9 protein-coding genes and 1 riboswitch are annotated in these 15,550 nt (G+C 46.1%); of the genes, 1 reads left to right on the plus strand and 8 read right to left on the minus strand.

From position 1 onward, the window contains the following. Positions 1 to 55: 55 nt before the first annotated feature. The 4 genes from NQ095_RS05710 to lysA form a co-directional block, all read right to left on the minus strand. The gene (locus NQ095_RS05710) at positions 56 to 3,769 is read right to left on the minus strand and encodes a S8 family peptidase (protein ID WP_258262526.1); all 3,714 of its coding nucleotides are present in this window, start codon (positions 3,767 to 3,769) and stop codon (positions 56 to 58) included. Between the two features lie 521 nt (positions 3,770 to 4,290). Beyond that, positions 4,291 to 5,349, minus strand: coding sequence for an ABC transporter permease subunit (locus NQ095_RS05715; protein WP_258262527.1), 1,059 nt, complete (start codon positions 5,347 to 5,349; stop codon positions 4,291 to 4,293). Beyond that, the gene (locus NQ095_RS05720; protein WP_258262528.1) at positions 5,346 to 6,215 is read right to left on the minus strand and encodes an ABC transporter permease subunit; all 870 of its coding nucleotides are present in this window, start codon (positions 6,213 to 6,215) and stop codon (positions 5,346 to 5,348) included. Before NQ095_RS05720 ends, NQ095_RS05715 begins: the two co-directional genes overlap by 4 nt. Before the next feature lie 108 nt (positions 6,216 to 6,323). Further along, complete coding sequence (lysA, locus tag NQ095_RS05725) at positions 6,324 to 7,610, minus strand: diaminopimelate decarboxylase (RefSeq protein WP_258262529.1); 1,287 nt, start codon at positions 7,608 to 7,610, stop codon at positions 6,324 to 6,326. 114 nt (positions 7,611 to 7,724) lie between these two features. Further along, a riboswitch (Lysine riboswitch) is annotated at positions 7,725 to 7,901 on the minus strand. 365 nt (positions 7,902 to 8,266) lie between these two features. On the opposite strand from lysA, the gene NQ095_RS05730 reads away from it, so the two are divergent. After that, entirely contained in the window at positions 8,267 to 9,226 is a 960-nt protein-coding gene (locus NQ095_RS05730; RefSeq protein ID WP_258262827.1) for a DMT family transporter, read from the plus strand. 42 nt (positions 9,227 to 9,268) lie between these two features. Here the strand turns inward: NQ095_RS05730 and NQ095_RS05735 are convergent, their stop codons facing one another. The 4 genes from NQ095_RS05735 to NQ095_RS05750 form a co-directional block, all read right to left on the minus strand. Next, a complete protein-coding gene (locus tag NQ095_RS05735; protein WP_258262828.1) occupies positions 9,269 to 9,916 on the minus strand; it encodes a 2OG-Fe(II) oxygenase in 648 nt (215 codons plus the stop codon). A gap of 345 nt (positions 9,917 to 10,261) precedes the next feature. Then, positions 10,262 to 11,401 (minus strand): mannitol-1-phosphate 5-dehydrogenase, encoded by a 1,140-nt coding sequence (locus NQ095_RS05740; RefSeq protein ID WP_258262530.1) that lies wholly within the window; start codon positions 11,399 to 11,401, stop codon positions 10,262 to 10,264. Positions 11,402 to 11,406: 5 nt separating this feature from the next. Further along, positions 11,407 to 13,476: a BglG family transcription antiterminator gene (locus NQ095_RS05745; protein ID WP_258262531.1), complete on the minus strand. Its 2,070-nt coding sequence runs from the start codon at positions 13,474 to 13,476 to the stop codon at positions 11,407 to 11,409. Between the two features lie 85 nt (positions 13,477 to 13,561). Continuing rightward, positions 13,562 to 15,469, minus strand: coding sequence for a PTS mannitol transporter subunit IICBA (locus tag NQ095_RS05750; RefSeq protein ID WP_309137616.1), 1,908 nt, complete (start codon positions 15,467 to 15,469; stop codon positions 13,562 to 13,564). Between the last annotated feature and the right edge of the window lie 81 nt (positions 15,470 to 15,550).

A 15,550-nucleotide genomic window follows, 5' to 3' on the forward strand; every position in this document is an offset into this window, starting at 1 on the left:
ACGCTTAAAAATAAAAAGAAGATGCCATCCATTCCGGCATCTTCTTCCTATCAATCTATCTCAACCCATAAGCCTTCACAATCTCCTGACTGATTTTGTTCCCTTCATCATCCCAGGCGCTTGCTTTTAATGACACACTCTTGGCATTTTTAGGATTATTGATGACCGCTTTGAATGTATCTCCATCACGATCCAGCTTCACTTTCTTCCACGACTTCCCTTCGTTGAAGGATACTTCCAATGCGGATCCTTCAACCTTTCCATAACCGATTGCCCCTTCTACCTTACCGACAGAAAGTTCGAGGTTGGTTGGACGGTTCACCAGTGCATCCCCGTTCACATCTGTATCCACCTTATAGTCAAGGATCAGGAATGGAAGGTCTTCCATCCAGTTCTCAGTCGCTTTTGTCCAGAAGGTCCACTCTGTATGGGTTCTGGTGGAGGTGTTCCAGCGGTTTTCGTCCCGTTTGGCGTCTGTGACGAATCGGTATTGGGTACGTTCTTGAGGTAAAATGTCCCATACGTTCAGCGCCTGTCCCTGCCCTTCTTTCAATAAGGTATCCCCTTTGTATAGTTGAGAGGTCTGGTTTTGATTAGAAACATCCCATTCCGTTCCACCGGTGTTCCCTTTCCCGCCGTCAGCCCATGCAGGAACATTAATTTGAAGCGAGTCACCCTGTCTTCTTGGAGGCCAGTACCCATCTCCGAGACTCGGACGGACGACTGGTGAGAACCAGTTCTCAGTGATCTTTTCTCCTCCATCATACGTCATCAACGGTTGTCGTACCTGCCAGCCCTCATCAAGTACATTTGCCTGATGATACCATTCTGTATCTTCTATTGCCGAAACATATTCAGTACGGGCGCTTGGCAACGAGACTGTTTGTAAGAAGCCTATAGCCCTCATCGTATGTGGACGGAGATCATAACGGAATTCCCCTCCATCCGTTTCAACAGGTGACGTGTAGTTGGTTTCGATCTTCGCCAGTTCCTTTCCTTTTGGTGCATAAGTCAAATCTTTCGGAATTGAACCTTCATGTACATCCATTAAATCATAAAGGTATGGGGAATCGACTGTTCCTTCAACCTTTAGCTTTACGTTTCCTGAACGGACCGCTTTAACGAGCTTGTCTCCTTCACTTTTACTGATACCTGCAACGGCAACCGGAGTATCCGTATTATCAGGAGTTCCTGCATACACACTGAACTCTTTATCGTCATTGTTTACAACAATCAACAGTTTCGCATCAGCTGCTGCAGCATTTTCAGCTTGCTCTGACACACTCACTTCTGCATTTCGATCGACTACGACCGCTTTTCCTTTTGCCTTCAAGCGGTCAAAGTCGGAAGCGTTCCCTTTTCCTGCATAGACCGTGGACAGGTTATACTTCCCATCCAACCTCGTACTACCCGCAAATGGGATATCATCTAATTCTTTTCCTTTGAAATCAATCGTCAAGGTCGGTTTGGTCAAACGCCAGCGGGTCAATTGCTCAAAATACCCACTCTTCACTTTTTTAGTCGGAACAGCATACAGTTTATCAATCCACACAGGCATCAGGTATAGACTTGTCATCGGCATATCCCCGATGGTTTGGTGATATTCGAGACGCTTATAGTTCGCTTCTGTTTTCTTAGGTACGACTGCTTTGATTTCTTTAGCTTTCCGTGCATCTAGTTCCACTGTTTTCGGCCCATCAAGTTTCACTTCAGGATCCCCTACAAGCGCAACCCCCATATCATCTGTCTCAGTATCCACATCCATAAGTGACATGGCGGAATACGTGCCAGGCGGCAATCGAAGCTCGAGTGTTCCATTAACAGCCACGACTTCTGGCTCCATTTTGTCACTGAACAGGACGACATACGCAAGTCCCTCCGACCCATCACGATCGGTAGCGTTCAGAGTCAGTGGATAACGTTCTTCCTCCTTGACCATGGCCATCGTTGTATTGATAAGCTCTTTTCCATCCTCTTTCGCTGTCAGGAATCCTTGGTAACGGGAGCCCGCTTCACCCAGAGTTGAATCCAACGTCACATTGACGTCAACTGTCCCACCTGCTGGAACCGTAACGCTGTCTTGTGAAAATGTCAGCATGCCTTCGGGAGCTTCTTTCCCATCTGCATTTGTAAAAGTGGATTCCAGTTCTAGAGTGATATCCTTCTCGCTCTCGTTTGTATACGTTACCTCCTTTTCGACTGGTTTTGCTTGATCATGTGGCCACTTGAAAAATCCAAATGAAACGGATTCTGTCGCTCTTACTTTCGAAGCCAACACTGCAGGGACATCAACCCTGCCGGTTCCAACCTGATATGGCTGGTAATCGTCAAGCTTTTTCGTTGTGTTCATCAACACCTGCTTTAATGTTTTACCATCCCAGTCCGGATGTTTTCCAGCTAAGATTGCAGCAGACCCTGCAACATGAGGCGTGGCCATCGACGTACCACTCAGGCTTTTATAGTCGCCTGTTCCACTTGAATACTGGGAACGGGCCGCCACGATATCTACACCTGGGGCAGACAAATCAGGTTTCAACCCCATATCTCCGTAGCGAGGACCTTTGGAGGAAAACCATGCGAGCTGATCATTCTTATCAACGGCCCCGACCGTCAATGCCGAATCAGCCGCTCCCGGAGAACCGATTGTCCCTTCACCGCCTCTATTTCCTGCGGCGATAACGAATAATGTCCCGTTTTCCTCCGTCAATTGATTGACGGCTTCTGCCATGGGATCCGTCCCGTCACTCGGCATATCGCTTGAAAGACTCATGTTAACGATTTTCGCGTGATCAGATGCCCATTCCATCCCGTCAATGATCCAGGAATCCTGTCCGAACCCTTGATCACTCAACACTTTACCGACCAATAAACGGGCATCAGGAGCAACCCCTTTATGCTTGCCGTCACCTGCACCTGTCCCAAGTACCGTGGAGGCCACGTGGGTACCATGACCATTCACGTCTTTTACTTCTTCTCCCGGAACAAAGCTGACTGCCTCATCAATCTGACCGGTGATATCCGGATGTTCTGAGTCAATCCCTGTATCCAGGACCGCCACTTTGACCCCTTCACCGGTATATCCCTGTTCCCAAGCCTGATCTGCACCTATTTGCGGGACACTTTGATCAAGGGCTGCTTCGACACGTCCGTCCAGCCAGATCTTCTCTACGCCATTATCGAATTGGGACGTTGCTTGCTTTTCAGCACTTTGAACCGTGACGTCATTCCAGAAAACTTCAGCCTGCTTTTTCTCTGCTGAAAGCGCGGCTCCCTGGATACTTTCCAATTCCCGTACTTTCTTGGCTCCCTTTGGTGCAGCGTTGATCGATTTCGCTTTGGTTTTTTTGTATTCGACAATGACCGGTACAGAATCAGTGTTTTTGTCATCATAACCATATTCGATCAGTTTTGTAATGTTAAACAAATCTTCATCCAGCTTACCGGCTGACATATAAGGCATTGCAGAGTTCGGAAGGACGAAGGTTTCATCTTTGATCGTCATGACCCTGACCCCTTCGCCGTTCTTCTCTGCCGGCTCCACATTGATGATTTGTTTTCCATTGTTTAAAGTAGAGACTTTCACCACGTCTCCGGTTATGAGGGTGATGGTATGCTCCCCTTTTATACCGGCTTTTACATTAACGGTTGACTGTTCAGGATTTACGTCTTTCGAAGGTACGCCTTTGGCATCCACCTGGAACATCGAACCTGCAATCATCGTCGCAGCGATCGATCCGACCAACAGTGGTTTCACGTTCAGCTTTTTCATAATCATTCTCCTATTCTATTAAGGTATTGATTTGCCTAGGGTAGAATCTGGATGAGGAAAAAGAATAAAGTATGTAGTCCCAACATCGAATAGACTACGGGAAAAATAGTAAGCCACCGCCTCATTGATTGAATTTGAATTTGTTATGTTCTGGAAGTCGATTGATCCTCATGTTTGTTAATTAAATTGTAAGGGTGTACACATGGATTTCTCAATTGGGGTTATTTTTCGGGACGAGAGTACTAGAGATTCTCAGCTCCCGTAAAAGCAGGAAATAAATCTATGAAATTGGATACAGGAACTAATGGCGAGTGTAGGATACAAAGTGGAGAGTAACGAAATTCACCCCTTACAATGGCATTCTCAGAAGACTAAAGTCCTCTTAAATATTCGTAAAAAACTTCATGGTATCGACGTATATTACCCGCTATCCCCTTGAACCGGTATTGTAGGTTGAAACACAAAAGAAAGAAGGCAGCGTCTGTTGGGATGCTGCCTTCTTTCTCATACCTTTTACCAGATTATAAGCACTGACCCTTAGATGCACCCTCTCTCTTCGCCTCTTTCACAAGTTGGAACATTTCTTTGTCTTTAAGGTATCGGGTTTGGGTTTCTTCAGCCGATAAGTCATCCTTTGAAGATTCCACCATGGTTTCCACCACCTGTGTCGCCCCGATCAGCATCAGCTTCGCCGACAGGATCGTCAAGGTAAAGAAAACGACAGGAATGAAGGATATCCACGGATAGGTCGTCCACAGGAATTGCCACCAGCCGCCGAGTAGACCCGACCATTCATGAGAAAGGGAAGCCAGGAACGGATTGTCAAAAAGGTCGACCTCGAGTGACGATCCCCCGATATAAATGTTCAAAACCCCAAGATGCGCAATCAACAGCATGATGATCATAAATTCCCGAATCGACACGAGAAGGATTTGCGGAAGAATAAAAGGACGAATATGATTCCTGATGTAATGACGCTTCGTTGCACCCAGAACTTTTGCACTATCAATAAACTCCTGACCCATGATCCGGTCATACTCATTCGCAAATAGCAGGGTCAGACTCGGAAGTGAAATAACGATAAGAATGACCAGGTAAAAAACGGTTTTATCGGTAAAATCATAGGGGAATCCCTCTGGATTATATAACGGCCCATCCAGCAACATCCAATTCAATAATAAAAACGATAATAAGGTCGGTGGAAAATAGTTTGCGGCATCCACAATGTGATCGATGATTCTTCTGAACGGTTTCAAGTAAAAATGAAGCACGAGTCCAATTAAAACTGAAGGCAATACCCTGCATAACATGATGACTAGCGCTGCCCCTATTGTATATTTTGCCCCGACGATGATGAGAAGGAAGATATTCCGATTAAAATTGTCGGTGCCAAGTGGTGGATACTCTACCGGGGAGTATGGAGGGCTGAGAAAATCCCCCTCTTCATCTTTCACCAGATCCAGTTTCGGCACCTCATCCCCCCACCCCATATAGTAAATAAGACTTACTGCAAACATACTGATCAGAAACATAAACCCCATTAAAAATGCCGGATTCTTCATCAATTTTTTCAGCATCATATCACCACCTTCTGTCCGGTTTTCCGGTCAACGAAAATCCTGATGAGGATGAGCAGGACAAAAACAGGCAGATAAAACATAATCAAACTGAAACAAATCACGTCCATTTGAGAGAATGACAGGATGAAATGAGTGATGCCATAAATATTAAATAATCTCTCAAACACAATTAATGAAGATAAGAGAAAGAGAATGATCGATTTGGAATGATTCAATAAGCTGAATGCAATATTCCGCAGGACATGGATGAAGAAAATCGAATGCTTGGACATCCCCCTGCTCTTGATCAGCTCTACATATGGCTTCCCATATTCATCGTTCACCAGTAGATAAATGATCCGGAACAACATGATCGTCGGTAAGATGGACAGGGTAACAACCGGTACGAGATACACTTTTTCCTGCGAGCCGACGATCGGAAACAAGAGTACCCCCGTCTCTTTCAGGATGAGGATGACGCTGTATTGAATGACGATCAAGATGAAGATATCGGGTGTGGACTCAAGAAGATTGGTCGCCCTAAGGATGAACTTTGACCAGCGGGAGGGCAATAAATGTGTGAGGTACGCAAGGAAGATGCCCAAGAGGACGGATAAAAGAAAGGCCGACAAAAAGATCGAAACTGAATAGAAATATGGCTCCCAGAAGGCAGGGAACATCGGATACGAGTTGTTCGATTCATTCGTGATGGTCATTTCCTCAGAATGGACGAGGGAGGTTGAAATCTCCACAATGTTGAGTATATATTGTTTCAGGCTGAGATCCACGCCTTCATTGAATAGACCGATGAGGCCAGTCAGAAGGATGATCCCGAACAGAACGAAGACAAATTTCAGCACCATGGAACCGATCGATTTGAGATTCATAGATTGATCCTCCGATTTCTTGGATAATGTTACCTCAACATTACCATAATAATCCAAAGAATCCCATAGAAAAAGGTGGAACCCCTATGGACCCCACCACACCTTTCCCTATCGATCTTTCTTTACAAGATCCGCATACGTCTCCCGTTCGATCACAACCCGGGATTCCCCGTTATCCACAAACACAACAGCAGGTCTCGGTATCCGGTTATAGTTACTCGCCATCGAATACCCGTATGCCCCCGTACTGAAGACAGCCAGGATATCACCGTAATTCGTCGGCGGCAGCATCAGGTCCCAGATGAGCATGTCTCCCGACTCGCAGCATTTTCCCGCGATGCTCACTAGTTCCGTACATTCCTCATTCGGTCGGTTGGCAAGTACTGCGTGATACTTCGCCTGATACAGGGCCGGACGGATATTGTCTGTCATCCCTCCATCAACCGCAACATACGTACGCACATCCGGGATGATCTTCTTCGAGCCCACTTTGTATAACGTCGTACCTGCTTCCGCCACCATGCTTCGCCCCGGCTCCACCCATACTTCCGGGAGTGGGTACTCATGTTTGGCGAAATAGGTTTTCACACTATCCGTTATCCCTTTGACATAGGTCGGAATCGGCAGAGGCTTGTCTTCTTCCGTGTACCGGACACCAAATCCGCCACCGATATTCAGCACAGGCATTGTTACGTCCAAATCAATCCGGATCCGCTGCATGAAATCAGCTAGCACCATAATCGCCTGATCAAACCCATCCTGTTCGAAAATCTGGGATCCGATATGGGAATGGAGGCCGAGCAAGGAGAAGTATGGCTTTCTGATCGCTAGTTGAATCGCCGTGGCCGCCTGTCCGTTTGAAATGCTGAAACCGAATTTCGAATCCTCCTGCCCCGTCGTGATGTATTCATGGGTGTGGGCTTCCACCCCCGGAGTGACCCTTATCAGGATCTGCACGTCTTGCTCCCGCTCTTTTGCCAGGTCATGCAGCAGTTCAAGTTCGAGGAAACTATCGACGACAAAACAGCCGATTTCAGCTTCAAGAGCCATTAGCAGCTCCTCTTCGGACTTGTTGTTCCCGTGGAAATGAATGCGGTCTGCCGGGAATCCTGCTTCCAATGCCGTATACAATTCCCCGCCGGAGACGACGTCCAGAGATAAGTTTTCCTGTTCTGCAAGTCGCACCATTTCTTTACAAAGAAATGCCTTACTCGCATACGCCACCTGATATTTCAGGCCACTTTCATTGAACGCATCCCGGAACAATTTCGCATTCCCGCGGATCATCCCCTCATCATAAACCATCAGGGGAGTGCCATATTTTTCGACCAATTCACCTGTACCCATCCCACCGATCGTTAAATCTCCTTGAACATTCACATCAACTGTACTCATATCCCTAACTCCTTTGGACTCTCTAAAAAAACACAAAAAAACCGTATGAAGCAGATGCTCATACGGTTTTTCATCAAAGTTTACGGAAACAAGATGAAGACTATGTATTAACATCTCTTCAATAGTGCTCCACAACTTTTGCATTGTGACAGTCCAGCATTTCTTCAATGCTGGCCCAACAAAAAATAGAATTGGCTATTTTCTGCTTCGGCGATCTGCCTTTCCCAACTTATCCCGGAATCCATTATTCTCAAAGAAGGTACTCATCTTTCTCGCGCCTCTATTATCAGAGAGTGACTGTATATTTTATTGGCATAACTATATCATTCTCGTGAAACGGATGTCAATTGGTTTTTGGATGTAGCGTAGATTTCCGAGGCTCGTATTACCATTTATTTCAAAAAGACGCATAAACTATTAAAAATGACGCAATAAATTTGAAAACGAGGAATTCCATCCATAATGATGCAATCCCCTCGAAAATGACGCAATCAAGGACGAATTCCTCGCAATGAAGTGAAGCTGATAGGCTCAAGCCTGCACAAATGACCAATGAACGATGGAAACAACCATTTTCACCTTCCTTAGTGAGTTTTTTTCTTTTAAAATGAAGTTTAAATAAACTATAGTATATGAATCAGAAAGGAGTGCTTCCCATCAAAGAACTGGCTCTTGGTATCATTTCATCTATGTTCTTTGCCGTCACCTTTATCCTGAACCGTTCCATGGAACTTGCCGGTGGAAGCTGGATGTGGAGTTCATCCCTGCGTTTTCTATTCATGCTCCCCTTCCTTTTCCTTATTGTAGGTTTTAGGAAGAATATAAATCAAGTGTGGATTGAAATGAGGAAGAAGCCATACCAATGGCTGACGTGGAGCTTCGTCGGGTTTGTCCTATTTTATGGTCCTTTAACCTATGCGGCAGCGTACGGACCTGGCTGGCTAGTTGCGGGCACGTGGCAATTCACGATAGTGGCAGGGATCCTTCTCGCTCCCTTGTTTTTCACTTCAGGACCTGTGAGACGGAGGCACACCATTCAAAAAAGGGCTCTCGCCATCTCCTCGATCATTTTAATCGGGGTGATTTTCATCCAACAGGAAAATGCCGGTGGATTGTCTCCTTCAGAAATGATCACAGGAGTCCTACCTGTGATCATCGCGGCATTCGCTTATCCCCTCGGGAACCGTAAAATGATGGAGATATGCGGAGGAAAGCTTGATACGTTCCAACGGGTACTCGGGATGACGATTGCAAGCACACCCTTCTGGCTGATCCTTGGGAGCTTTGCGTTTTTCAATGCAGGAGTCCCTTCCGCTGGCCAAGTGACACAGTCCTTTATCGTGGCCATCTGTTCCGGTGTGATTGCAACTTCCCTCTTTTTCCTTGCGACGAACATGGCAAGGCATCACCCAGGTAAGCTTGCGGCAGTGGAAGCGACCCAGTCGACACAGATCCTGTTCGTCATCATGGGAGAAGCGGCAATCCTGTCCATTCCCCTTCCGTCAGGATTCACATTGATCGGAATCTTCCTGATCATCGCCGGAATGATCATTCACACCGTGAACGTAAAAAAAATGAATGCCCGATTGGTGAAACCGGTGAAATCCGCAAGCTAAAAAGGAGGAGCATCCCATCCTTGGGATACTCCTCCATTCCAATTATTTAAATGCCTGCCTTCTCATCCACTGGGTCGCAGCCCATTTATCCCCGATGACAACCGGTGCCCCACCATGGAGCGTCAAGTCGTTCAACTCTTGATTATCATAAAAATATTCGAAGTAAACCGCCATTCCTTTTTGAGGAGAAACAGAGAGATTCAGTTTCGGAAAGTAGGTTTCCCCGCCTTCCTCTACGTCGTTTAAATACATGACGAGGGTACTGATCCTCGGATTCTTCACTGGCCGTGCCGATGCCGAGAAGAAATCGAAATGAGCCTTGTATTCCTGACCCGGTTTATAGTTCAGGATTTGAAGACCCTCCCCGTGCTCAACAGGTATATTCATAATCTGAGAGACTCGCTTTTCAACTCGTGTCACGACGTCATGACTTTCTTCCAAAAATACTGAACTGCTCGTTCTCAGTCCATCGACTGTCCGGGTATTCCCGATTTTTGAGCGCTCGACACGATCTTTTGACAATTGGATGAGTTCATCACATTCTTCATGACTCAACACATTGCCAAGCACGACGATCAGGGGCTCCTCCATTTTCGCGATGATCTGGATATCCCGGTCTTCGGTCTTGATCTTATTTCCGGTGTGGTGGAAAATCGTTTGTTCCTTTACAGCTATTTCAGTCGTATTCATTGCCAACTTTCATCAACCTCTTATCGTATTTTAAACATTCTGAATTCTTACATTGGTGGAAGCATTCTTTGAATCTTCCGGACTGGGAAAAATAAATAGCAACAATAGGCATAACTGAATATTTTATTCTGTTGTTTCCTCCTGATGTCAAAATATGAGAGTGTATTTTACTATATTTTACACCCGTGATGGAGGGAATTCTATCTTTATTTTTTCTTATTCATACTGAAAAATAATGAAGTTTACCGGGTTTATGATTGGTGTGGGTTCACGGGTGTCACAGAAATGACACGTAGTCAAAACTCATAAAAAAAACTGCCGGATCCCATCCGACAGTCTACAAATTTATTTCTTCAATGCCTCGTACTGAACCAATACTTCCTTCACGATTTCACTATCCGCATCCAGTCCGCTCACTTCTTTCAACACATATGCAGGGCCGTGCTCGTTGATCATGCCCTGGATTTCCATGGCTTGCTCGTCTTCTGGATTGTCGAACAGTAATGCTGCTGCAATCGCTTTGGCGAGATATGAATAGGAAAGTCCTGCTTTTTGAGCTTCGGTGGTCGGGCGGATCAAGCGGTCATCGGGACCAAGCTTCCTGATCGGCGCACGTCCCACACGGGTGACATCATCATTCAAGTAGGTATTTTTGAAGCGTTCGATGTTTTTATCAATATAAGCCAAATGTTCTTTTTCATCCAGACCATATTGCTTCACAAGGTAGGCACCTGTTTCTTTCAATGTCTCTTTGACCTGCTCGGCAATGGCTTCGTCGGCCAATGTTTGATCGATCGTTGATTTTCCTTGAAGGTAACCAAGATATGCAATGACCGCGTGTCCTGTATTCACTGTGAACAGCTTCCGCTCGATGAATGGTGCAAGATCTTCAACGATCGTCATTCCTTCAACAGGCGGGATTTCTTCCGTCGTTTCAACCACCCACTCATAGTATGGTTCAACGAGGACGTCCAAAGAACCTTGATCCTGCATCGGAACAATGCGGTCCACTGCTGAATTGAAGAAGTAGACTTTGCCTTCAAGCTCCGTGACCGTTTCTTCATCAAGATTTTCTATTATATGCTTTTTCAAAATATCCGTTGCACCGATCTGGTTTTCACATGCGATCACGTATAATGGTTCATCTGAAGTTGCCACTCGCTTAGCGATCCCTTTTGCGATCATTGGAGCGATCCGTGGCAGGATGTTCGGTCCAATTGCCGTCGTCAGATAAGTGGATCGGCCAATCGTGTCGATCACTTCCCCTTCCTGATGAAGATTGTTCAGGCCGGACACATTCTCAATCGTTTCCGTTTCCATCGTTTCGGTTGCGAGTTTTACCTGATAGCGTCCTTCCTCATTCAGATGATTGATCACCTGTTCAGCAATATCGACAAAGGTCACGTGGTAACCTGATTGGGAAAACAATGCTCCGATAAACCCTCTGCCTATGTTTCCTGCACCAAAATGTACGGTTTGTTTCAAGATTATCATTCCTTTATCAAATTAGTTTGTAAGTAGTCCAGAAAGATTTCTTCCAGTTTCTTCAGGATGATCGCTTCGTTCGTGGAAGAATAAATCATCATCGATCTATGATTTTCAATTAAGCTGGTACTGATCAGGCTGAGTATTTCCTGTTCCCGCCTGCTTAATTCTTCCGGAGCAATCATCAGGAGAAGGCTTTTCATCTCCATCTCCGCACCATCCATCCCCTTGATCTTACAAGGTTCATCCAGATGGGCCACCTGGAAGACCAGCTTATTTACGTTATCATCACGGCAATGGAAAAGCCCCATGTTCGTGTTCGGTATGCCAAGTCCGCCTTTCTTCTCCCTTTCCATCAGTTGGTCCAGGACCGCTTGAGGGTGTTGTAGAAGTCCGTCCCTGTCTGCCTGTTCCACCATTTCACTCAGGATCCTGACATGGTTTCCCGTCGAGTGCTTACGGTACACGCGGAAATTGGTAAGAATGGCTTCCATGCTGGAATGGACGTCTTTAATCTCCTGAAGGAGCATTCTCACTTCGGCTTTCCCGTCAGACTTCGGTGAAGGTTTCAAATATTTTTTCCTCGTCAGCTTCTCTACATTATTCTGCAGATAGCTTTGGATGAATCCGATGTCCTTCTCACTCAATAATGGACTCACCAGAATATATTCCACTTCCGTAAAAGGAAGTCTGACTGTGGAAATGACAATGTCGTAATCCTCGAGGTCAGCATTCTGAAAATCCTTGATCGACAGGATTTCCACCTTGTTGATCATACTCAGTTCCCGCTGGATGCGGCTCGCGAGCATCTTGGACGTCCCGATTCCTGTCGGACATACGACCACTGCTTGGATGTTGACCTTTTCTTCATTCATCAGCATGGCCGATCCGAAATGGAGGACGATAAACGCCACTTCATCATCCGGAAACGAAATATCCTTAAACTCCATTTCAAGACTCTTTTTCACCGCCAGAAATAAGACCGGATATTTCTTCTTGATCTCATCCGTGAGGGGATTGAAAAGGTCCAGTTCCTGCTGCAGACGGAAGATGGACGGTCCCATATGGGCAAGGAGGCCCTGGAACAAGGAAAAATCATCGGATAGATCCACGTGGAGGTCTGCCGACACATCCTTGATGACATTTTTGATAAGATGCCCAAGGAGGATGCTGTCATAGTAAACGACTTCGGGATCCTGCACCTTTGATCCTTTCAAAATGACCGTCAAGAATTGGACGTCCAGATGATTTATTGAAACAGAAAGCCGCTGTTTCAGTTCACTGCATATCGTGTCCATCAACTGGAACCCACCTGATGTCCCTTCTTCAGATGGTTCCCCTCCCTCTAATCCGAAGCCCTTTTCCGTTCGCTGCATTGTCAGGCAGATATGGACGACAAGACCGATATAATCACTGTCCGTCAACGTAATCTGCTTGTCTGCTAAATGATGATTCACTACTTGGTCGACGGCGAGTAAATAGTCCGGTTTAAAATAGCCGAGAACAGATTCATCAAGATGATGGCCCTTTTGCATCCCATAAAGGGTCTCGATGATGTCTTCATAAAAATGGACGAGGAAAAAACTTGCCAGGGCATGACGCTTGTCGGCTTCTTCCGCCATAAGCTCCACCCCCACCCCTCGTTTCCTCGTCAGGGTGATCCCGTACTTCTGAAGCCAATCGGCAAGCTCATCCAAATAAGAAGACAAGGTCGTCACGCTGATTCCTAGCTGACTCGCAAGCACCTGCTTTTTAAAAGAAGGGCCTTCATGCAGAAGGATGATCAGGAGATTCAGTTTTCGTTCCTCAGGGGTTTCGTCGGTCGGATTCACATCCGCGAGATTTTGCATTAAACGATAGATGTGCTCATTCTTCCCGTCGATGAACAGACCTTCATTGGCTGTCCTCTTCAATTCCAGATGAAACTGTTTTAAAATGCTTTCGATTGATCTCAAATTTCGCTGTACGGTTCTTCCGCTCACATTCAAAAACGCAGAAAGAGAGTACACGGTATGTTTACCAGATGTTTTTACAATCAATTCAATAATGGATTTTTCCCTTGATGTAATAAACATACTTCCCCCTCTTCCCCTATCATGAGCTTTTTTCAAAACAAATGAGAACAGAAAGGCAGGGATCCCGCCTTTCTGAATGATTACTCTAGTTGCTGTTGATGATGTCCTTCAGCTCTTTGGCTGACTTCGCCTGCACCATCTGGTCGACGTTTTCCTGCTCGGAGCAGACAACGGCGATACCTGAAAGGATTTCCAGATGCGTGCCGTCCTTACCGGCGATACCGAAGATCATCTTCGCCTTCTCACCATTGAAGTCCACGCCTTCCGGAACTTGAACGACGGTGAATCCGGATTTGATGACGGCTTTCTTCGCGTCCTCCGTACCGTGTGGAATGGCTACATTATTACCCATATACGTAGATGTGATTCCTTCTCTGTCAATCATAGCATCTACGTAACTCTCTTCCACGTACCCTGCTTTAACGAGAGCTTCTCCAGCGAATCGGATCGCTTCTTCTTTCGTGGCAAATGACTGATTCATGAAGATATTTTCTTCAAGGAGAAGATCATCGTCGTGGTCTGCATTCGGTTCGGCGTTCACCGCTTCTTCCTCTGCCTCTTCGACAACCTCTGCCTGTTCATCCGTGATTCCGTCTTGAAGACTCGCAATCAGCTTGTCGTACTCAGGACTGGATAGGAAGTTATCCACAGAAATGTGATACGCATTCGGAAGTTTATTTTTCGCACGAGGCGTCAGTTCTTCCTGAGTGATGACGACTTGAGCGTCCGATGGCAGGTTACTGATGGATGTATTTGTTACGCTGACATCCAGATTGGCCGCCTTCACTTTCTTACGAAGAAGGGAAGCCCCCATGGCACTTGAGCCCATACCTGCATCACAAGCAAAGACGATTTTGTTTACTTCTTCAGGCATTGTCCCATTGCTCACATGTCCGGCAACGGAACTCTTCTTGCCTTTCATTTCCTGCATTTTCTTTGTTGCACCTTCAATATCTTCGTCTGTCGCTTTACTTGATTTCAAGACGATGGCAGACACGATGAAGGACACGGCTGTTGCAACCAGGACCGCTGCAAAGTTAGCCAGATACGCCATCCCCTCAGGAGGTGTAACTGCCGTAATCGCGATGATACTCCCTGGTGATGCCGGTGATACCAGTCCACCGCCCAATAATACAAGAGTGAAGACTCCACTCATTCCACCAAGGATGACGGAGATGAATAGCATCGGCTTCATTAATACATATGGGAAGTAAATCTCATGAATCCCACCAAGGAAGTGAATGATGGCTGCCCCTGGTGCTGATTGTTTCGCTGTCCCTCTTCCGAACAACATGAAGGCAAGCAGGACACCAAGACCTGGTCCCGGGTTAGCCTCTAATAAGAATAGAATCGATTTTCCACCCTGTTGGACCTGCTCCAGCCCAATTGGTGACAGAACACCATGGTTAATGGCATTATTTAAAAATAAAATCTTAGCAGGCTCGATCAGGATACTGGTTAAAGGAAGCAGTCCTGCTGCAACCAGCCAGTCAACACCTTCAACGAGTAGACTTGTGAATGCGTCCACTGCAGGTCCGACACCTAAGAAGGCCAGAATCGCAAGGATTCCCCCAAGGATACCCGCCGAGAAGTTATTCACAAGCATTTCAAATCCTGCCCTGATCTTCCCTTCGATCACTCCGTCAAACTTCTTGATCACATATGCTCCGAGCGGCCCCATGACCATGGCACCTAAGAACATCGGTGTATCCGGTGCACCGACAATGACACCCATTGTCGCGATTGCACCCACGACCCCACCGCGCTGGTCGTGTACGAGTTTACCTCCTGTATACCCGATCAATAACGGCAGCAGATACGTAACCATCGGCCCGACCAGTTTGGCAAGGCTTTCATTTGGAAAGAACCCAGTTGGTATGAACAACGCTGTAATTAAACCCCAAGCGATAAATGCACCTATATTCGGCAGAACCATAGAACTGAGGAAGTTACCAAACTTTTGTACCGCAACTTTCATATTGGATTGCGCCACTTCTCTCATCCTTTCATGTATAAATAATGATTTCTTATTTTAATGATAGTCCTTACAGCACGGGGGTTTCAAGAATGATGA

Source organism: Rossellomorea sp. SC111, assembly GCF_024733565.1.
GTDB lineage: Bacteria > Bacillota > Bacilli > Bacillales > Bacillaceae_B > Rossellomorea.